Here is a 19,253-nt window from a genome sequence, read left to right as displayed (position 1 = left end):
CCATGAAGAGCGAGCCCGCCCCACCCCCGTCCGGCCCGGCTGTCCAGGTCCGTGGGCTGGTGAAGCGGTACGGCGACCGGACGGCGGTGGACGGCCTCGACCTGTGCGTCGGCGCCGGTGCGGTCACCGCGGTCCTCGGCCCCAACGGCGCCGGGAAGACCACCACGATCGAGACCTGCGAGGGGTACCGCCGTCCGGATGAGGGGACGGTCCGGGTCCTCGGCCTCGACCCCGTCGCCGACGCGGCGCGGCTGCGCCCCCGGATCGGCGTGATGCTCCAGTCCGGTGGCGTCTACTCCGGCGCACGCGCCGACGAGATGCTCCGCCACACGGCGAAACTCCACGCCCACCCGCTGGACGTGGACGCCCTGATCGAGCGCCTGGGCCTGGGCGGCTGCGGCCGCACCACCTACCGCCGGCTCTCCGGCGGCCAGCAGCAGCGGCTCGCCCTCGCGATGGCCGTCGTCGGCCGCCCCGAGCTGGTCTTCCTCGACGAGCCGACCGCGGGCCTCGACCCGCAGGCCCGCCGCTCCACCTGGGACCTCGTACGGGAACTGCGCGGCGACGGCGTGTCCGTCGTGCTCACCACGCACTTCATGGACGAGGCCGAGGAGCTCGCCGACGACGTCGCGATCATCGACGCGGGCCGGCTCATCGCCCAGGGCAGCCCGGAGACGCTCTGCCGCGGCGGCGCCGAGAACACCCTGCGCTTCACCGGCCGCCCCGGTCTCGATCTCGGCTCCCTGCTGAAGGCGCTGCCCGACGGAACGGAGGCGGTCGAGCTCAGCACGGGCGCGTACCGCATCACCGGCCAGGTCGACCCGCAGCTGCTGGCCACCGTCACCTCCTGGTGCGCGCAGAACGGCGTGATGCCCTCCGGCATCTCCGTCGAGCGCCACACCCTGGAGGACGTCTTCCTGGAACTGACCGGCAAGGAGCTGCGCGCATGAGCGCCGGTACGTACACCCCCCGGCCGGGCGCGGCCCCGCTGCCCCGCATGATCGCCGCGCAGACCGCGCTGGAGACGCGGATGCTGCTGCGCAACGGCGAGCAGCTGCTGCTGACCGTGGTCATCCCGACGCTGTTGCTGGTCCTGTTCAGCGCGGTCGACATCGTGGACACCGGCTCGGGCGCGTCGGTCGACTTCCTGACCCCCGGCATCCTCGCGCTCGCCGTGATGTCGACGGCCTTCACCGGCCAGGCCATCGCCACCGGCTTCGAGCGGCGCTACGGAGTGCTCAAGCGGCTCGGCGCCTCCCCGCTGCCCCGCTGGGCGCTGATGACCGCCAAGACCCTCGCCGTGCTGGTCACCGAGGTGCTCCAGGTGGTGCTGCTCACGGTGATCGCCTTCGCGCTGGGCTGGTCGCCGCACGGCAACCCGTTCGCCGTCCTGCTGCTGCTCGTCCTCGGCACCGCCGCGTTCTCCGGGCTCGGCCTGCTGATGGCCGGGACGCTGAAGGCGGAGGCGACCCTCGCCGCGGCCAACCTGGTCTTCCTGCTGCTGCTGGTCGGCGGCGGGGTCATCGTGCCGCTGGACAAGTTCCCGGACGCCGTCCAGTCGGTGCTGGGGCTGCTGCCGATCGCGGCCCTCTCCGACGGCCTGCGGGACGTCCTCCAGCACGGTGCGGCGATGCCGTGGGGCGACCTCGGCATCCTGGCCGTCTGGGCGGTGCTGGGCCTGGGCGCGGCGGCGCGCTTCTTCCGCTGGGAGTGACCCCGGACACGCGGCAGGTCCTGGTTCGTCCCCCTCGTGAAAGCTTGCACAAGCGGCGGCCTACGATGGTCCCCGTGCCCAAGCTGATCCGAGCCGAAGTCGCTCAAGCCGTGCGAAACCCGCTTCAGTACATCGCCGAACGCTGGACGCCGTCCCCCCGGACCGTCCGGCGCGCCGCCCTGACGTCCATCGTGCTGGCCGTGGTGATCATCGTGGCCGGCGGTGCGGTCCGGCTGACCGGTTCCGGTCTCGGCTGCCCGACCTGGCCCAAGTGCTCCGACGACTCGCTGACGGCGACGAGCGAGATGGGCCTGCACGGCGCCATCGAGTTCGGCAACCGGATGCTCACGTACGTCCTGTGTGCCGTCGTCGGCTGGGCGATCATCGCCGCCCGGTCCGCGAAGCCCCGGCGGCGCAGTCTCACCCGGCTCGGCTGGGCGCAGTTCTGGGTGGTGATGGGCAACGCGGTGCTGGGTGGCATCGTCGTACTCGTCGGCCTGAACCCGTACACCGTCGCGGCGCACTTCCTGCTGGCCACCGCGCTCCTCACGATCGCCCTGCTGACCTGGCACCGCGTCGGGGAGGGCGACACCGCGCCCCGGCCGCTGGTGGGCAAGGCGGTCTCGCAGCTGACCTGGCTGCTGGTGGTGGCGGCCGGGCTGCTGATCGCGGTCGGCACGGTGGTCACCGGGGCCGGCCGGCACGCCGGGGACTCCAGCGACGTCCACCGCATCCCGATCGACTGGAAGATGATCACGCAGCTGCACGCCGATCTCGCCTGGGTCGTGGTGGCGCTGACCGTCGCGCTCTGGTTCGTCCTGAAGGCCGTCGACGCGCCCATCGGCCCGCTGCACCGTGCCCGGGACCTCTTCCTGATCCTGATGGCGCAGGGAGTGATCGGGTACGTCCAGTACTTCACGGACACGCCGGAGATCCTCGTCGGGCTGCACATGTTCGGCTCGTGCCTGGTGTGGATCGGGGTGCTGCGCGTCCTGCTGTCGCAGCGCGAGCGTCCGGTGGACGCCGCTCGGCTGCCCGGCCCGGCGGCCGAGCAGCCGGAGCCCGCGACGGCCTGAGCCCCGGCGCCCGAACGGCTCCCCCGCGTCCCGTCATTCGCCCGCGGCCCATTCCGCGTCCCCCGCGGCCAGCAGCGCGGCCAGCCGGGCCGCCTCCGGCAGCGGGCCGTGGTCGCCGGTCACCCGCAGTGCGGCGCCGGCGGTGAGATGGCCGAGGCGCAGCGCCCGTACGGGTTCCTCGCCGCGCAGCAGCCCGGCGAGGAACCCGGCGGCGAACGCGTCACCCGCGCCCACCGGTTCGACGACCGCGACCCTGGGCGCGGGCACGGTGTGCGCCCGGTCGCCGTCGAAGGCGGTGGCGGCCCGCCCGCCGTCCTTGACGACGAGGACGCGCGGCTGGGGCAGCAGCTCGCGCACGGCGGCCGCGTCGGTCATTCCGGCGCCCCACAGGGCCTGCGCCTCGTCGAGGCCGACGAAGGTGATGTCCGCCTGCCGGGCGAGGCCGAGCAGCACGTCGGGCGCCGTGCCGTCCGGCCACAGGGCGGGCCGGTGGTTGACGTCGAAGCTGACCGGGCGGGGCCGTCCGGCCGCGGGGACCTCCAGCAACGCGGCGACCAGGTCGTGGCAGCCCGGGGAGAGCGCCGGGGTGATGCCGCTGAGGTGGACGAGCCCGGCGGTGCGTACCGCGTCGTCGTTCAGCACGTCCGCCGTCAGGGCGGAGGCCGCCGAGCCGCGGCGGTAGTAGTGAACCCGGGTGGAGTGGGTGCCGGGGTCCTTGACGAGGAGCCCGGTCGGGCGGTGCGGGTCGGTGCGCACCCCGCTGACGTCGACCCCGGAAGCGGCCACCTCGCTCAGGATCCGGCGGCCGAAGGGGTCGTCGCCGAGCGCGGAGACCCAGCGGGCGGGCACCCCGTGGCCGGCGAGGTACACCGCCACATTGGACTCGGCGCCCGCGATCCGCAGGCCGAGCCGGTCGGCCCCCTCCAGCGGGGCGACGGGGTCCGGGACCAGCGCGGCCATCGTCTCCCCGATGCAGGCCACCGGGGGTCGGGCGGGCCGTCCGACCCACGCACGGGTTGCGGCGGTCATACGGAACTCTCCTGCCGGTGGGCGGCGGTGGGCAGGCCCGGAACGTCGACCCGTTCGGAGAACACCGTGCCGTCGTGGCCCGCCCGATAGAGGGAGCCGGCGCCGTACGCCATGCTGCCCGCCCAGAACCGGCCCCGCGGACCGGCGGCCCCGTCCCCGGGCCGGGCCGGGGACTCCGGGACGCCGTCCGGGCCGATCAGGCAGACGCCGGTGCCGGCGGCCGCGATCCAGTGGCCGGGGCGCCCGTGGACGGGGGCGACCGCGCCCAGCGGTTCGTCGAACCTGGCCAGGGGGACGAGCGGGGCGGGGCGGTCGGCGGGGCCGGCCGGCAGCCGGCCGGTCAGGATGTCGACGAGGACGACGCGGCCGTCGACCGCCGGGATGCCCTCACCGAGCCCGAGCCGGTCCGGCCACAGCGCGGCCGGGGCGCCGCCGCTCATCGCCCGGCGTCCGACGGGGTGCCCACCGCGGCGAGGAAGGCGCGGGTGCGCTCGCGCAGCGCGTCGGTACTGCCGCCGTCGGCCGCGTCGCCGATCAGCGGGGAGCCGACGCCCACCGCGGTGGCGCCCCGGGCGAGGTAGTCGCGGGCCGCTTCGGCGTCCACTCCCCCGACCGGGACGAACGGCGCGTTCGGGAACGGCCCGCGCAGCGCCGACAGATAGCCGGGGCCGCCGGCCTGCGCGGCGGGAAAGAGCTTGTACGCGTCGGCGCCGAGCCGCTGCGCGGCGACGATGTCGCTCGGGGTCATCACTCCGGCCAGCACGGGCAGTCCGAGGCGCCTGGCCCCGGTGACGCCCTCGCAGACGGCCGGGGTGACGACGAAGTCGGCTCCCGCGTCGCGTACCGCCTGCGCGTCCTGGGCGGTCAGCACGGTGCCGGCGCCGAGCGGCGCGGCCGGGCCGAGGGCGGCACGGGCCCGGCGGATGACGCCGAGTGCGTCCCGTCCACTGAGGGAGACCTCGATGAGCGGGAGTCCCTCCTCGGCCAGGGTGAGTACGGTCCTGAGTGCGGCGTCCGCGTCGGCGCCGCGCACGATGGCGACGATCCGGTGGGCGCGCAGCGCGGTCAGCAGCTCCACGTGCGGGTTCCCTTCTGGTTGTTCTGTACGGCTGTCGTGGTGTCCGTGTTCGTGTCCGTGTCCATGTCCGGTACGGCTGCCGTGGTGTGCGCCGTCACGGTGAGGCGCCGGCGGGCCTCGCCGCCGGCCGGGACGACGGCGGCGTCGCCCTCCCCTGCGGCCGCCAGGCCGAAGACACGGCCGAGCACCGGTTCGACGCCGACCGAGCGGTACGGGCCGTGCGCGGGGAAGCCGCCGAGGTTGCGCCACAGCGCGACGGACACCGGCTGGTCCCCGGCCTCGACGGCCGGCCGCAGCACGGCCGTTGCGTCGTGGACGGACACCTGCCGGGCGTCGACGACCGCGCCGGCGGCCGGCCCGTCGTCCGGGCCGATCCGGTCGAGGCCCGAGGGCCAGGCGCAGGGTGTCCACCGGTCGCCGCCGTCCGGGTAGCGGCGGACCGGGGCGCCGTCCGCGATCCCGATGCGGGCGCCCGGCGCGAGGCCGAGCAGGGCGTGGGCGGCCCACAGGAAACGGTAGCCGGGTTCGGCGGTGTGCCGGTACTCGGCCGCCGCGCGGTCCCCGTCGGTGTGGAGCCGCCGGCTGATCCGGAAGTCGGGGCAGTCGGCGGACTCGGTGCCGTCGGCCGCCCGTTGCCAGGGCCGGGACCAGGCGGCACCGTGGTCGGGGGTGCCGCGTACCGTCGGCACGCACTCCTCCGGACCGCAGGCGTCGGCGAGGGCGTCGCCGGGACGGACGCCGGGGCGGCGCGGCTCCGCCCGGTGCCGGAGCCGTTCGCGGCCGGCCGCCCGCAGCGAGGTACACCGGCCGCCGTGCGCCGGGTCGGTCTCGATCCGTACCGGGGCCGGGGCTCTCACCATTCGGCGAAGGATCCGTCGTCGTGCCGCCACACCGGGTTGCGCCAGGCGTGTCCGGAACGGTTCGCCGCGCGGACGGCGTTCTCGTCGACGGTGATACCGAGCCCCGGCCGGTCGGTGCGCCGGGCGTGGCCGGCGTCGAAGCGGTACGGCTCGGTGTCCACGACGTAACTCAGCAGGTCGGCGTCCTTGTTGTAGTGGATACCCCGGCTCTGCTCCTGGATGAGGAAGTTCGGGGTGGCGAACGCGATCTGGAGGCCGGCCGCCAGCGCGATGGGGCCCAGCGGGCAGTGCGGGGCGAGCTGCACCCCGAAGGTGTCGGCGAGCGAGCCGATGCGGTGGACCTCGGAGATGCCCCCGGCGTGCGAGGGGTCCGGCTGGGCGACCGCGATCCCGGCCGTCAGCGCGGGCAGGAACTCGGCGCGCCCGTAGAGCCGTTCGCCGGTCGCGATGGGGACGGAGGTGGCGGCGGTGAGGGCGGGCAGCAGATGTCCCTGCTCGGGCAGGAGGGGTTCCTCCACGAACAGCGGGTGCAGCGCCTCGATGGCGTGCAGGACCCGGCGCGCCCCGGCCGGTCCGAATCTGCCGTGCATGTCGATGGCGACGTCGCGGCCGGGGCCGAGCACGTCGCGGACGGCGGCGACCCGTTCGACGACGGCGGCGGTCTCGGCGGCCGTGGCCAGCGGTGAGGTGCGGCCGGCCGCGTTCATCTTGACGGCGGTGAAGCCGGCCTCGACCTGGGCGGTGACCTCCTCGGCGAGGCGGGCGGGTTCGTCGCCGCCGACCCAGGCGTAGACCCGGACCCGGTCGCGTACGGGGCCGCCGAGCAGTGCGTGGACGGGGGCGCCGTACGTCTTCCCGGCGATGTCCCACAGCGCCTGGTCGATTCCGGCGACGGCGCTGGAGAGCACCGGGCCGCCCCGGTAGAAGCCGCCCTTGCTGAGCACCTGCCAGTGGTCCTGGATACGCAGCGGGTCCCGGCCGATCAGGTATTCGGCGAGGACGTCGACGGCGGCCCTGACCACCTCGGCGCGGCCCTCGACGACGGGTTCGCCCCAGCCGACGACGCCCTCGTCGGTCTCGATCCGGCAGAACAGCCAGCGCGGCGGGACGAGGAAGGTCTCGATACGGGTGATCTTCACGGGTTCACGGTCCCCTCGTCGGTACCGGAGGTGCCACGGACGTCCGCGGTGCCGTGGGCCCGGTCGAGGTCGCGTACCGCCTGGTCGAGCAGGGCCCGCATGGCGTGCTCGGCGGCGGCCGGGTCCCGGTCGCGGACGGCGTCCAGGACGGCTCGGTGGCTCGGGACCGGGTCCTCGCCGTGCTGGGAGCTGTGCACGATCTCGTCGCGGTGGGCGAGGCCGGACTCGATGACCATCTCCATGCGTTCCAGCAGTTCGTTGTGGGTGGCCGCGAGGAGGGCGCGGTGGAAGGCGAGGTCCGCCTCGACCGCGTGGGCGGGGCCGCCCTCCTGCTCGCCCATCGCGGTGATCGCGGCTTCGAGGACGACCAGGTCCGCGTCGGTGCGGCGGTCGGCGGCCAGCCGGACGGCGGCCGGTTCGATGATGCCGCGGACCTCGCCCAGGTTGCGCAGGAGTGCCAGGTCGACGCCCGATCCGGTGCCGCCGGCGAACTGCCAGCGCAGTACGTCCGCGTCGAGCAGGTTCCAGTCCGCGCGGGCCCTGACGAAGGTGCCGCGCTTCTGACGGGCGTCCACGATCCCCTTGGCCGCGAGGACCTTCAGGGACTCGCGCAGGGCGGTCAGGCTGACGTCGAGCTCGCCCTGGAGCGCCACGAGGTCGAGCGTCGCCCCTTCGGGGATCTCGCCGCTCAGGACCCGGCGCGCGAGAGTCTCCACGGTCTGGCCGTGCACTCCGCGGCGCGCGTATGGCGTCATGTCCGTGTGCCTTTCTGCTGTGCGATGGGATATGGCGGTGGTCAGGCCGAGGCCTTGACGACGGACCAGCCGCCGTCCACGAGCAGGCTCGATCCGGTGATGTAGGACGCTTCGTCGGCGGCGAGGAAGGCGATGGCCGCGGCCGCCTCCTCGGGGGTGCCGAACCGGCCCGCGGCGGTCTCGGCGACGCTCTTGCGGCGGTCCTCCTCCCCCACCCGGTCCCAGGCCCCGGTGAGGATGGGACCCGGCAGTACGGCGTTGACCCGCACCTCGGGCCCGTACTCCACCGCGAGCTGTCCGCACAGCGACAGCAGCGCGCCCTTGGACGCGGCGTACGCGGGGTGTCCGGGGATGCCTTTGTGGGCGTGGACCGAGGAGGTCAGCACCGCGGCGCCGCGCTGTGCGCGCAGGTCGGGCAGGACCGCCCGGACGCCGAGGAAGGTGCCGGTGAGGTTGACCGCGAGCTGCCGCTCCCAGGAGGCGAGGGTCATCTCGTGGGCGGGGGTGACGTCGACCGTGTAGGCGTTGCTCACCAGGACGCCGACGGGGCCGAAGGTGTGCGCGGCGGCCACGGCCCGCTGCCAGTCGCCCTCTTCGGAGACGTCGGTGCGCACGAAGCGGGCCCGGCCGCCCCTGGCGCGGATGCCTTCGGCGACACTCTCGCCGGGGCCTTCCGCGATGTCCGCGAGGATCACCGCGGCGCCCTCCGCGGCGAACCGTTCGGCGGTGGCCGCGCCGATGCCCGAGGCGGCTCCGGTGACCACGGCCACCTTGCCGGCGAAGCGGGGGTTTGCGTTCATGGTGCGGGTCGACTCCTCGGGTTCGGCGGTGCTCCAGCGGCTCCGTGCTGTGGTGTTCCTCGGCTGATACAGAGTGACGGTGCGAGTGATCCATCGCAAGATTAATTACTAATTAAGTGAAAATCTGGTTGGTGGCGGGCGGGCACGGAAACGGCGGAGGCCGGTCGGACTGATGTCCGACCGGCCTCCGCCGCGGTGTCTGTTCGGTCTGCGCGGCCCGTTCGCCCCTCAGCCCCTGTCGGCCGGGCCGCCGACGTTGGCCGGGCCGCCGACCTGAATGCCGGCCATCCGCGTCCACTCGTACGGCCCCGTGCGCACCTTGGCGGCGAACTCGCCGTCGAAGGACTCGTGCATCGTGATCCCGGACTTCTGCGCGGCGCTCTCGGCGACCGCGTACGACGGGGCGACCAGATCACCCCAGCCGCCGTCCTCGCCGACGAGGACGACGCGAGTGCCCGCCTGTCCGAGGTAGGCGAGCTGCCCCTCGGCACCGCCGTGTGCCTTCGCGAAGGCACCGATCTGCTTGGCGAGGCGCGCCGCCCTGCGCTCCGCGCGCGCCGCCTGCCTGCCGTCCACCTGCTGGGTCTCAGCCGTCTCTGCCATGAACAGGATGCTACCGACGGGTAGCTCAACTGGCGACGGGCGGGGCGCGTGGCGTGGGCCACGCACCCCGCCCGTCGGCGGAGGCAGCAGAAGCGGACTACCTCAGGAAGGGGTCCACCGCGACGGCGACGAAGAGCAGCGACACATAGGTGATCGACCAGTGGAACAGCCGCATCTCCTTGAGCTTGGCCCCTGCGGCGCCGGCCTTGGCACGGCTCTGCAGGCCGTGTGCCTCCCAGAGCCAGAAGCCGCCGGTGAGCACGGCCACCACCGTGTAGAACCAGCCGGTGTAGCCCAGCGGGGTCAGCAGCAGCGAGACGATGACCATGACCCAGCTGTAGAGCACGATCTGGCGGGCGACCACCCGGTTGGTGGCAACGACCGGAAGCATCGGAACACCGACCCGCGCGTAGTCGTCCTTCACCTTCATGGAGAGCGGCCAGTAGTGCGGCGGCGTCCAGAAGAAGATGACGGCGAAGAGGATCACCGCGGCCCAGGACATCGAGTTCGTCACGGCGGACCAGCCGATGAGGACCGGCATGCAGCCCGCGATACCGCCCCAGACGATGTTCTGCGAGGTGCGGCGCTTCAGCAGCATCGTGTACACGACGACGTAGAAGAGCAGGGCGCCGAGCGACAGCGCCGCCGACAGCCAGTTCACCAGCAGCCCGAACCAGACCGTCGAGATCACCGCGAGGGCGATACCGAAGGCCAGGCACTCGCGCGGGCTCACCATGCCGGTGACCAGCGGTCGCTGCGACGTACGGTCCATCAACGCGTCGATGTCGCGGTCGATGTACATGTTCAGTGCATTGGCACCGCCGGCGGACAGATAGCCGCCGATGGTGGTAGTGAGCACGAGCCACAGGTCGGGTACACCCTGAGCGGCCAGGAACATCACCGGAACAGTGGTGATCAGCAACAGCTCGATGATCCGAGGCTTGGTCAGTGCCACGAATGCCTTGACACGGGCCCCGAATGGGCGATGGCCCCCTGGGCTCGGAGTCAAGGCGACCCCTGCGGGTCGGGACTCGACGGCCGTCACGCACACCCCTGACAGAGAAATCCCAGCAAGCTCCAGGCGTGAAGGCCCGGTAAAGACTTGCGCGAACCAGTCCACTGTAGACGTTGGGGACATGCCGATCTTCGCGGGGGTGGGGTCGTGTTGATGTGGCGCGGAGGGCCGTTGCGGCACCTGCGCGCAGGGCCTGGCTCGTCCAGGTGACACGCCGGGATCCGCGGGCGCCCGCAGGACCCGCCCGGGGGTGCTCCGGAGCACCTCAGGAGTGGGTTTCCGCGCTCATCGGAGTGGCGCATCGGTGAGCCTGCGCGCTCATACGGGAGGCGAATCCGGCGGGCCGCCCGCACCCTGGGATTACCCGGAAATCGCGGGTTGCGACGGGGGTAGGCTCGACAATGTCCGGTGCGGTCACAGCCACCGGTTTACAACAGTGGAGAGGAGCCCTGACTCAGGGTGAGCACCAAGCCGACCACCACAGACCTCCAGTGGACCGAATTGGACCAGCGGGCCGTGGACACTGTCCGCGTTCTCGCCGCGGACGCCGTACAGAAGGTCGGAAACGGCCACCCGGGTACGGCCATGAGCCTGGCTCCCGCCGCGTACACCCTCTTCCAGAAGGTGATGCGGCACGATCCCGCCGACGCGGAGTGGACCGGCCGTGACCGGTTCGTGCTCTCGGTGGGCCACAGCAGCCTGACCCTCTACATCCAGCTCTACCTGGCCGGGTACGGCCTGGAGCTGGAGGACCTCGAAGCCTTCCGCACCTGGGGCTCGAAGACTCCGGGCCACCCGGAGTACGGCCACACCACGGGCGTGGAGACGACCACCGGCCCGCTGGGCCAGGGTGTCGCGAACGCCGTGGGCATGGCCATGGCCTCCCGCTACGAGCGCGGCCTGTTCGACCCCGAGGCGGCCCCCGGCACCTCTCCGTTCGACCACACGATCTGGGCCGTCGCCGGTGACGGCTGCCTCCAGGAGGGCATCTCCGCGGAGGCGTCCTCGCTGGCCGGGCACCAGAAGCTGGGCAACCTGGTCCTCCTGTGGGACGACAACCACATCTCCATCGAGGGCGACACGGAGACCGCGGTCTCCGAGGACACCCTGAAGCGCTACGAGGCGTACGGCTGGCACGTCCAGCGTGTCGCGCAGCTGCCCAGCGGTGACCTGGACCCGGCGGGTCTGTACGAGGCGCTCCTGGCCGCGAAGGCCGAGACCACCCGCCCGTCGTTCATCGCGGCCCGCTCGATCATCGCGTGGCCCGCCCCGCACGCCCAGAACACCGAGGCCGCGCACGGCTCGGCCCTCGGCGCCGACGAGGTCGCCGCGACCAAGAAGGTCCTCGGCTTCGACCCGGAGAAGTCCTTCCAGGTCGCCGACGAGGTCATCGCGCACACCCGTGAGGCGCTGGACCGCGGCCGTGAGACCAGGGCCACGTGGGAGAAGACCTTCGCCGCCTGGCGCACCGCGAACCCGGAGCGCGCCACCGAGTTCGACCGCATCCGCGCGGGCGAGCTTCCCAAGGGCTGGGAGGACAGGCTTCCGGTCTTCGAGACCGGCAAGGGTGTCGCCACCCGCGCCGCCTCCGGCAAGGTGCTCCAGGCGCTCGGCGAGATCGTCCCCGAGCTGTGGGGCGGCTCCGCCGACCTCGCGGGCTCGAACAACACCACGATCGACAAGACGTCGTCGTTCCTCCCGGTCGGCAATCCGCTGCCGGGCGCCGACCCGTACGGGCGCACGATCCACTTCGGCATCCGCGAGCACGCCATGGCCGCCGCCATGAACGGCATCGCGCTGCACGGCAACACCCGCATCTACGGCGGCACCTTCCTGGTGTTCTCCGACTACATGCGCAACGCCGTACGCCTGTCCGCGCTGATGCACGCACCCGTGACGTACGTATGGACGCACGACTCCATCGGTCTCGGCGAGGACGGCCCGACCCACCAGCCGGTGGAGCACCTGGCCTCGCTGCGCGCGATCCCTGGCCTGAACGTCGTCCGCCCGGCCGACGCCAACGAGACCACGATCGCCTGGCGCGAGATCCTGCGCCGCTACACCAAGGTGTTCGGCAAGGGCGCCCCGCACGGCCTGGCGCTGACCCGCCAGGGCGTGCCGACGTACGACGCGAACGAGAACGCGGCCAAGGGCGGCTACGTGATCTTCGACGCGCAGACGCCCGACGGGCACGTCGCGACGCCGCAGCTCATCCTGATCGGCACCGGTTCCGAGGTACAGCTCGCCGTCGGGGCGCGCGAGGAGCTGCAGGCGGCCGGCATCCCGACCCGGGTGGTCTCGATGCCGTGTGTCGAGTGGTTCGAGGAGCAGGACCAGGCGTACAAGGACAGCGTCCTGCCGCCGTCCGTGAAGGCACGCGTGGCCGTCGAGGCGGGCATCGCGCTGACCTGGTACCGGTACGTCGGGGACGCCGGCCGGATCGTCTCGCTGGAGCACTTCGGTGCCTCGGCGGACGCCAAGGTCCTCTTCCGCGAGTTCGGCTTCACCGCCGAGCACGTCGTCGCCGCCGCCCGGGAATCTCTCGCGGCCGCCGCGCGCTGACGCCGTTATACGACTAGTAGGAGATGCAATTCTCATGACAGACGCACTCAAGCGCCTCTCCGACGAGGGCGTGGCGATCTGGCTCGATGACCTGTCGCGCAAGCGGATCACCTCGGGCAACCTGGCCGAGCTGATCGACCAGCAGCACGTCGTGGGTGTCACGACCAACCCCTCGATCTTCCAGAAGGCGATCTCGCACGGTGACGGTTACGAGCAGCAGCTCACCGACCTCGCCACCCGCAAGGTCACGGTCGACGAGGCCATCCGCATGATCACGACGGCGGACGTCCGTGACGCCGCCGACATCCTGCGTCCGGTCTTCGACAGCACGGACGGCCAGGACGGCCGGGTCTCCATCGAGGTCGACCCGCGCCTGGCGCACCACACGGACGCCACCGTCGCCGAGGCCAAGCAGCTGGCCTGGCTGGTGGACCGGCCGAACACGCTCATCAAGATCCCGGCGACCAAGGCCGGCCTGCCGGCGATCACCGAGACCATCGGCCGGGGCATCAGCGTCAACGTCACGCTGATCTTCTCGCTGGAGCGCTACCGCGAGGTCATGGACGCCTACCTGGCGGGCCTGGAGAAGGCGAAGGCCGCGGGCCTGGACCTCTCCAAGGTCCACTCGGTGGCCTCCTTCTTCGTGTCCCGTGTGGACACCGAGATCGACAAGCGGCTCGACGCGATCGGCAGCGACGAGGCCAAGGCACTGAAGGGCAAGGCCGCTCTCGCCAACGCCCGGCTCGCCTACGAGGCGTTCGAGGAGGTCTTCTCCTCGGACCGCTGGGCGGCGCTGGACAAGGCGCACGCCAATAAGCAGCGTCCGCTGTGGGCCTCCACCGGTGTGAAGGACCCCGCGTACAAGGACACCCTGTACGTGGACGACCTGGTCGCGCCCGGCACGGTGAACACCATGCCCGAGGCAACCCTGGACGCCACCGCGGACCACGGGCAGATCACCGGCAACACCATCGCCGGCACCTACGAGCAGGCCCGCGCCGAGCTCGACGCCATCGGCACGCTCGGCGTCTCGTACGACGACGTCGTCCAGCTGCTCGAGGACGAGGGCGTCGAGAAGTTCGAGGCGGCCTGGATCGACCTGCTCAACTCGACAGAGGCGGAACTCAAGCGCCTCGCCCCTTCGGAGGGCTGACCACTTTGTCTGGTGTTCCCGGAGCCAACCCGCTCCGTGACGCCCAGGATCGACGGCTCCCGCGTATCGCGGGGCCGTCGGGCCTGGTCATCTTTGGCGTCACGGGCGATTTGTCCCGTAAAAAGCTGATGCCCGCCGTCTACGACCTGGCCAATCGCGGCCTGCTGCCGCCGGGCTTCTCGCTCATCGGTTTCGCGCGCCGCGAATGGCAGGACGAGGACTTCGCCCAGGAGGTCCACGACGCCGTCAAGCAGCACGCCCGTACTCCGTTCCGTGAAGAGGTCTGGCAGCAGCTCATCCAGGGGATGCGCTTCGTCCAGGGCACCTTCGACGACGACGACGCCTTCGAGACCCTGAAGGCGACCATCCAGGAGCTCGACAAGGCACAGGGGACGGGCGGCAACTTCGCCTTCTACCTCTCCGTGCCGCCGAAGTTTTTCCCCAAGGTCGTCCAGCAGCTCAAGAAGCACGGGCTCGCCGACCAGAAGGAGGGTTCCTGGCGGCGCGCCGTCATCGAGAAGCCCTTCGGCCACGACCTGAAGAGCGCGCAGGAGCTCAACCAGCTCGTGCACGACGTGTTCCCGCCCAACGAGGTCTTCCGGATCGACCACTACCTGGGCAAGGAGACGGTCCAGAACATCCTGGCGCTGCGGTTCGCCAACACGATGTTCGAGCCGATCTGGAACCGTTCGTACGTGGACCACGTCCAGATCACGATGGCCGAGGACATCGGCATCGGCGGCCGGGCCGGCTACTACGACGGCATCGGCGCCGCCCGGGACGTCATCCAGAACCACCTGCTCCAGCTGCTGGCGCTGACCGCGATGGAGGAGCCCGGCTCCTTCCACCCGAAGGCGCTGGTGGCCGAGAAGCTCAAGGTGCTCACGGCCGTCGAGCTGCCGGACGACCTCGGCAAGCACACCGTGCGCGGCCAGTACGCGCACGCGTGGCAGGGCGGCGAGGAAGTCCTCGGCTACCTGGAGGAGGACGGTATCGACCCCAAGTCGACGACCGACACCTTCGCCGCGATCAAGCTGACGATCAACAACCGCCGCTGGGCGGGTGTGCCGTTCTATCTCCGGACCGGAAAGCGGCTCGGCCGCCGGGTCACCGAGATCGCGATCGTCTTCAAGCGCGCCCCGTACCTGCCCTTCGAGTCCGGTGCGACCGAGGAGCTGGGCAGCAACGCCCTGGTCATCCGGGTCCAGCCGGACGAGGGCGTGACCGTGCGGTTCGGCTCCAAGGTGCCCGGCACCTCGATGGAGGTCCGGGACGTCACGATGGACTTCGCCTACGGCGAGTCCTTCACGGAGTCCAGCCCGGAGGCTTACGAGCGGCTCATCCTCGATGTGCTGCTCGGCGACGCCAACCTCTTCCCCCGCCACCAGGAGGTCGAACTCTCCTGGGACATCCTCGACCCGATCGAGGAGTACTGGGACAAGCACGGCAAGCCCGCGCAGTACCCGTCGGGCACCTGGGGCCCGGCCGAGGCGGACGAGATGCTCGCACGAGACGGACGGAGCTGGCGCCGGCCATGAAGATCGATCTCACGGAAACCACTTCCAGCAAGATCAACCAGGCGCTCGTGTCGGCCCGCCGTGCCATCGGCACCCCGGCGATCGGCATGGTCCTCACGCTGGTCATCGTCACCGACGAGGAGAACGCCTACGACGCCCTCAAGTCGGCGGGCGACGCCTCGCGCGAGCACCCCTCGCGGATCATCGCGGTGATCAAGCGGGTCAGCCGTTCGCCGCGCAGCCGGCGCGACGCCCGGCTGGACGCCGAGGTCCGGGTCGGCTCCGACGCGGGCACCGGCGAGACCGTGGTGCTGCGGCTCTACGGCGAACTGGCCAACCACGCGCAGTCGGTGGTCCTTCCCCTGCTGCTGCCCGACGCGCCGGTCGTGGTCTGGTGGCCCGAGGCGGCGCCCGCCGATCCGGCGAAGGACCCGCTGGGCGCGCTCGCCCAGCGCCGGATCACGGACGCGTACTCGGCGGAGCACCCGAGCGCCGAACTGGCGGTGCGCGCGAAGTCGTACACCCCCGGCGACACGGATCTGGCCTGGACCCGGATCACGCCGTGGCGCTCGATGCTGGCGGCCGCGCTCGACCAGCAGTCCGTGGAGGTCGTCTCGGCCTCCGTGGAGGGCGAGTCCGAGAACCCGAGCTGCGAGCTGCTGGCCATGTGGCTCGCGGACCGGCTCCAGGTTCCGGTGGAGCGCACCATGTCGGGCGGCCCGGGTCTGACGGCCGTCCGGATGGAGACCAGGAACGGCACGATCGTGCTGGACCGGGCCGACGGTTCGCTGGCCACGCTCTCCATGGTGGATCAGCCGGACCGCGCGGTGGCGCTCAAGCGCCGGGAGACCGCGGAGCTGCTGGCCGAGGAGCTGCGCCGGCTCGACCCGGACAACACCTATGAGTCCTCGGTGAAGTTCGGCGTGGAACGGCTCGGGGAAGCCGCTGCTCCCAAGGCCGCCGCGGCCGCGAAGCCGGCCGACGCGTCCACCGCGGGCGCCGCTCCCGCCGCTCCGGCCAGGAAGACGGCCGCGGCGAAGAAGGCGGCGTCGAAGTGAGCGTCGTCCCCCAGCTCGTCGTGCACCGCGACAAGGAGCTGATGGCACAGGCCGCGGCGGCCCGGCTGATCACGAAGGTCGTGGACGCCCAGGCCGCACGCGGTCACGCCTCGGTGGTGCTCACCGGCGGACGCAACGGCAACGGCCTGCTGGCGGCGCTCGCCCAGGCACCCGCCCGGGACGCGGTCGACTGGTCGCGGCTCGACCTGTGGTGGGGCGACGAGCGGTTCCTGCCGGAGGGTGATCCGGAACGCAATGTCACGCAGGCCCGCGAGGCCCTGCTGGACTCGGTGCCGCTGGACCCGTCCCGGGTGCACGCGATGCCCGCTTCGGACGGCCCGTACGGGCGGGACGTCGAAGCCGCGGCGGCCGCGTACGCCGCCGAGCTGGCCGCCGCCGCCGGTCCGGAGGACCACGGCCCGGTGCCGGTGTTCGACGTGCTGATGCTGGGCGTCGGCCCGGACACGCATGTCGCCTCGCTCTTCCCCGAGCTGCCCGCGGTACGGGAGACCGAGCGCACCGTCGTCGGTGTGCGCGGGGCGCCCAAGCCGCCGCCCGTCCGGGTCACCCTCACGCTGCCCGCCATCCGGGCGGCCCGCGAGGTGTGGCTGCTCGCTGCGGGCGAGGACAAGGCGGAGGCCGCGGCCATCGCCCTGTCGGGCGCCGGGGAGATCCAGGCCCCGGCGGCGGGCGCCTACGGGCGCGGCCGCACGCTGTGGCTGCTGGACGCAGCGGCGGCATCCCGGCTGCCGCGCGCCCTCTATCCGCCGGCCTCCGCCTGACCGGCCGGCAGGGGCGGTACCCGCGGGCCCGGCCTGCTCCTCGGAGCGGACCGGGCCCGCTGCGTGAAGGGCTCACCCCACGCCGCACCGGGCTCACTCCCCCGCCGGGACCCGCTCCAGAAAGGGCTCCAGCAGGCCGTGGACGGCCTCGGAGGCGAAGTCCAGCCCCTCGGCCTCGTCCGCGTCGTACACCGTGTACGCGCCCGCTCCGGCGGCTGTCGTGGCGGTGATGTTCAGCAGCCCGGCCCGCCGCTGGAAGTACGACTGGCGCACCGTCCAGCCGATCACCCCGGCCCGTTCCAGCGCGGCCGTGGAGCGGCGCAGCGCGCCCGAGCGGGTCACCAGGTACGCGCCGCTGAGCGCGTGTCCCAGAGCCCGGTAGGCGTCCCGGGCCAGCAGCACCCCCAGGGGGAGGCCCACGGCCGCGCAGCCGAGCGCGACCCAGAGCAGGACGGGCGTCAGCAGGGCGCCGAGCAGCGCGAGGACGAGGACCGGGACGAGGACCGCCCACAGCGCCCGGCGCAGCCGCCGGGCACGGGCGGTGGCGGGGTGCGCGGTCAGCGGGGCGCCGGTCGGGGACACGCTCTCGCGGAGCACGGCGGCGGCGACGGCACCGGCGACCGGCCGGGGCGCGGCGGGCAGCAGGGTGTTGTGGTCGCCGTGCTGCTCGTCGTCGTCCTTGGCCAGGCCGGTGGTGATGGCGTCGACCCGGGGCGGCGCCCAGCAGCCGGACGCCGAGCGGCTCGACGAGGTCGACGCCGCGCAGCCGGCGTTCCTCGATGGAGACGGACCGGGAGGTGAGCAGTCCGCGCCGGATGCGCAGGGTGCCGCCGGGTTCGCGCTCGAGGCGGTAGTTCCACCACATCTCGACCCAGAGGCCCAGCGCGCCGACGACCCCGGCGAGTACTCCGGCGACGGCGAGGAGCACGATCACCGAGAGCAGGGAGGTGTCCCGGTAGCGGTCACCGACCCATGCGATGACCTGGCCCTGCGCCCCGAACCAGTCGCTGACCTGCAGCACGGCCCCGGCCGCCGCGCCGCCGAGCGCGGGTGCGACGAACGAGACCGGCGCGTAGCGGATCCAGCGCGGGTCGAGGGAGACGAGCTCGCCCTCGCGGTGGCTGCCCGGGGTGGCGGTGAGGCCTCGCTCCAGGAGGGCGCGGCGCAGCCGTTCGCCCTCGGCCCGCAGGACCGGGTCGAGCTCCAGGGTGGATTCGCCGCCGGTGTGCTCACCAGTGCCGATCCGGACGGTGACGAGCCCGAGGACGCGCTGGAGCAGATGGGCGGTGAGGTCCACGCTCCGGATGCGTTCGCGCGCCAGCGAGCGCTTCTTGACCAGCAGCAGGCCGGTATGGAGTTCGACGCGGTCCGTGCCGACCCGGTAGCGCGTGCGGCGCCAGCGTACGTAGTCGGCGCCCGCGCCGAAGGCGATCAGGAGGGCGGCGCCCGTCAGCACCCACGCGGCGGCGGGGCCGAAGCCGAGGCGTCCGGAGAGCCCGAGTGTGGTCGGCACGGCGGCACCGGCCGCCACCCCGGCGGTGACGAGGGCGGTGAGCCAGACCGTACGGGGGGCGAGGGACCGCCAGTCCCCGCCCGGGGCCGCCGTGCTCATGTGGCGTCCCCGGGGGTGTCCTGGGTGATCCGGGTCAGCCGCTCGGCGAGCTCGGCCGCCAGCTCGTGGTCGAGGCCCTCGATCCGGACCGCGCCCTTGGACGAGGCGGTGGTGACGGTGACCGTGGCGAGCCGGTAGAGCTGTTCGAGGGGGCCGCGCTCGGTGTCCACGGTCTGGATCCGGGACATCGGCGCGATCCGCCACTCCTGCCACAGCAGCCCGGTGCGGACGTACACCGCCTCGTCGGTGACCTCCCAGCGGTGGGTGCGGAACCACCAGAGGGGGACGAGGACGGCGCAGCCGGCGCCGAGCACCGCGAGCACCGCGGCGGGCAGCAGCAGCCAGAACCGGGCGGGCGCGATGAACCCGCCCAGCACGGCCAGGACCGCCACCGGACCGGCGGTCAGCAGCAGCCACCGGGTCCGCCACCAGCGGACGGCCCGCGGGTCCAGCGTGTGCGCCGGAGCCCGCAGCCGTACCGCCCCCACCCCCGTGGCCAT

The 19,253-nt window shown here is 72.8% G+C and carries 17 protein-coding genes and 2 pseudogenes; 8 read left to right on the top strand and 11 right to left on the bottom strand.

Going from position 1 to position 19,253, the window contains the following annotated elements; translation table 11 throughout:
- Nucleotides 1-2: 2 nt before the first annotated feature.
- From AB0I52_RS03600 to AB0I52_RS03590, 3 genes are all read left to right on the top strand, one after another.
- Entirely contained in the window at nt 3-950 is a 948-nt protein-coding gene (locus tag AB0I52_RS03600; protein ID WP_363068521.1) for an ABC transporter ATP-binding protein, read from the top strand.
- The gene (locus AB0I52_RS03595) at nt 947-1,714 is read left to right on the top strand and encodes an ABC transporter permease (RefSeq protein WP_363021535.1); all 768 of its coding nucleotides are present in this window, start codon (nt 947-949) and stop codon (nt 1,712-1,714) included. Before AB0I52_RS03600 ends, AB0I52_RS03595 begins: the two co-directional genes overlap by 4 nt.
- 65 nt (nt 1,715-1,779) lie before the next feature.
- Complete coding sequence (locus AB0I52_RS03590; RefSeq protein ID WP_363068519.1) at nt 1,780-2,790, top strand: COX15/CtaA family protein; 1,011 nt, start codon at nt 1,780-1,782, stop codon at nt 2,788-2,790.
- A 33-nt stretch (nt 2,791-2,823) separates the two neighbouring features.
- Here AB0I52_RS03590 and AB0I52_RS03585 read toward each other — a convergent pair whose 3' ends face one another.
- The 9 genes and pseudogenes from AB0I52_RS03585 to AB0I52_RS03545 form a co-directional block, all read right to left on the bottom strand.
- Nucleotides 2,824-3,819, bottom strand: coding sequence for a sugar kinase (locus AB0I52_RS03585; protein ID WP_363068517.1), 996 nt, complete (start codon nt 3,817-3,819; stop codon nt 2,824-2,826).
- A gap of 62 nt (nt 3,820-3,881) precedes the next feature.
- Nucleotides 3,882-4,259 (bottom strand): annotated as a pseudogene (locus AB0I52_RS03580) (SMP-30/gluconolactonase/LRE family protein); the annotation flags it as partial.
- Nucleotides 4,256-4,897 carry a bifunctional 4-hydroxy-2-oxoglutarate aldolase/2-dehydro-3-deoxy-phosphogluconate aldolase gene (locus AB0I52_RS03575; RefSeq protein ID WP_363068515.1) on the bottom strand — a complete coding sequence of 214 codons (642 nt, stop codon included), beginning with the start codon at nt 4,895-4,897 and terminating at the stop codon, nt 4,256-4,258. The gene AB0I52_RS03575 and the pseudogene AB0I52_RS03580, both read right to left, overlap by 4 nt.
- The gene (locus AB0I52_RS03570) at nt 4,885-5,757 is read right to left on the bottom strand and encodes a hypothetical protein (protein WP_363068513.1); all 873 of its coding nucleotides are present in this window, start codon (nt 5,755-5,757) and stop codon (nt 4,885-4,887) included. The genes AB0I52_RS03575 and AB0I52_RS03570 overlap by 13 nt, the downstream gene beginning before the upstream one ends.
- The gene (gene dgoD / locus AB0I52_RS03565) at nt 5,751-6,896 is read right to left on the bottom strand and encodes a galactonate dehydratase (RefSeq protein WP_363068511.1); all 1,146 of its coding nucleotides are present in this window, start codon (nt 6,894-6,896) and stop codon (nt 5,751-5,753) included. Before dgoD ends, AB0I52_RS03570 begins: the two co-directional genes overlap by 7 nt.
- Nucleotides 6,893-7,651: a FadR/GntR family transcriptional regulator gene (locus tag AB0I52_RS03560; protein ID WP_363068509.1), complete on the bottom strand. Its 759-nt coding sequence runs from the start codon at nt 7,649-7,651 to the stop codon at nt 6,893-6,895. Before AB0I52_RS03560 ends, dgoD begins: the two co-directional genes overlap by 4 nt.
- 41 nt (nt 7,652-7,692) lie before the next feature.
- Nucleotides 7,693-8,451, bottom strand: coding sequence for an SDR family NAD(P)-dependent oxidoreductase (locus tag AB0I52_RS03555; RefSeq protein WP_363068507.1), 759 nt, complete (start codon nt 8,449-8,451; stop codon nt 7,693-7,695).
- Nucleotides 8,452-8,679: 228 nt separating this feature from the next.
- Nucleotides 8,680-9,054 carry a hypothetical protein gene (locus AB0I52_RS03550; protein ID WP_363068505.1) on the bottom strand — a complete coding sequence of 125 codons (375 nt, stop codon included), beginning with the start codon at nt 9,052-9,054 and terminating at the stop codon, nt 8,680-8,682.
- A gap of 97 nt (nt 9,055-9,151) precedes the next feature.
- Complete coding sequence (locus AB0I52_RS03545) at nt 9,152-10,105, bottom strand: heme o synthase (protein ID WP_363068504.1); 954 nt, start codon at nt 10,103-10,105, stop codon at nt 9,152-9,154.
- Between the two features lie 423 nt (nt 10,106-10,528).
- Here AB0I52_RS03545 and tkt point away from each other — a divergent pair, with 423 nt between their 5' ends.
- The 5 genes from tkt to pgl are packed head-to-tail and all read left to right on the top strand — an operon-like array spanning nt 10,529 to nt 17,141.
- Entirely contained in the window at nt 10,529-12,631 is a 2,103-nt protein-coding gene (gene tkt, locus AB0I52_RS03540; protein WP_363068502.1) for a transketolase, read from the top strand.
- Between the two features lie 34 nt (nt 12,632-12,665).
- The gene (tal, locus tag AB0I52_RS03535; RefSeq protein WP_363068500.1) at nt 12,666-13,784 is read left to right on the top strand and encodes a transaldolase; all 1,119 of its coding nucleotides are present in this window, start codon (nt 12,666-12,668) and stop codon (nt 13,782-13,784) included.
- A 5-nt stretch (nt 13,785-13,789) separates the two neighbouring features.
- On the top strand, nt 13,790-15,322 hold the full coding sequence (gene zwf, locus AB0I52_RS03530) for a glucose-6-phosphate dehydrogenase (protein WP_362962016.1): 1,533 nt from the start codon (nt 13,790-13,792) through the stop codon (nt 15,320-15,322).
- A complete protein-coding gene (gene opcA / locus AB0I52_RS03525; RefSeq protein ID WP_363068498.1) occupies nt 15,319-16,359 on the top strand; it encodes a glucose-6-phosphate dehydrogenase assembly protein OpcA in 1,041 nt (346 codons plus the stop codon). Before zwf ends, opcA begins: the two co-directional genes overlap by 4 nt.
- Entirely contained in the window at nt 16,356-17,141 is a 786-nt protein-coding gene (pgl, locus tag AB0I52_RS03520; RefSeq protein ID WP_363068496.1) for a 6-phosphogluconolactonase, read from the top strand. The genes opcA and pgl overlap by 4 nt, the downstream gene beginning before the upstream one ends.
- A 93-nt stretch (nt 17,142-17,234) precedes the next feature.
- Here the strand turns inward: pgl and AB0I52_RS03515 are convergent.
- Nucleotides 17,235-18,753: pseudogene (locus tag AB0I52_RS03515) on the bottom strand (PH domain-containing protein).
- Complete coding sequence (locus AB0I52_RS03510) at nt 18,750-19,253, bottom strand: PH domain-containing protein (protein WP_363068494.1); 504 nt, start codon at nt 19,251-19,253, stop codon at nt 18,750-18,752. The pseudogene AB0I52_RS03515 and the gene AB0I52_RS03510 overlap by 4 nt, the downstream one beginning before the upstream one ends.

It is taken from the genome of Streptomyces sp. NPDC050423 (assembly GCF_040655445.1).
In the GTDB taxonomy this organism is placed as follows: Bacteria; Actinomycetota; Actinomycetes; order Streptomycetales; family Streptomycetaceae; genus Streptomyces.
Note: the sequence above shows the minus strand (reverse complement) of the source record. Positions and strands in the feature narration are given on the sequence as shown.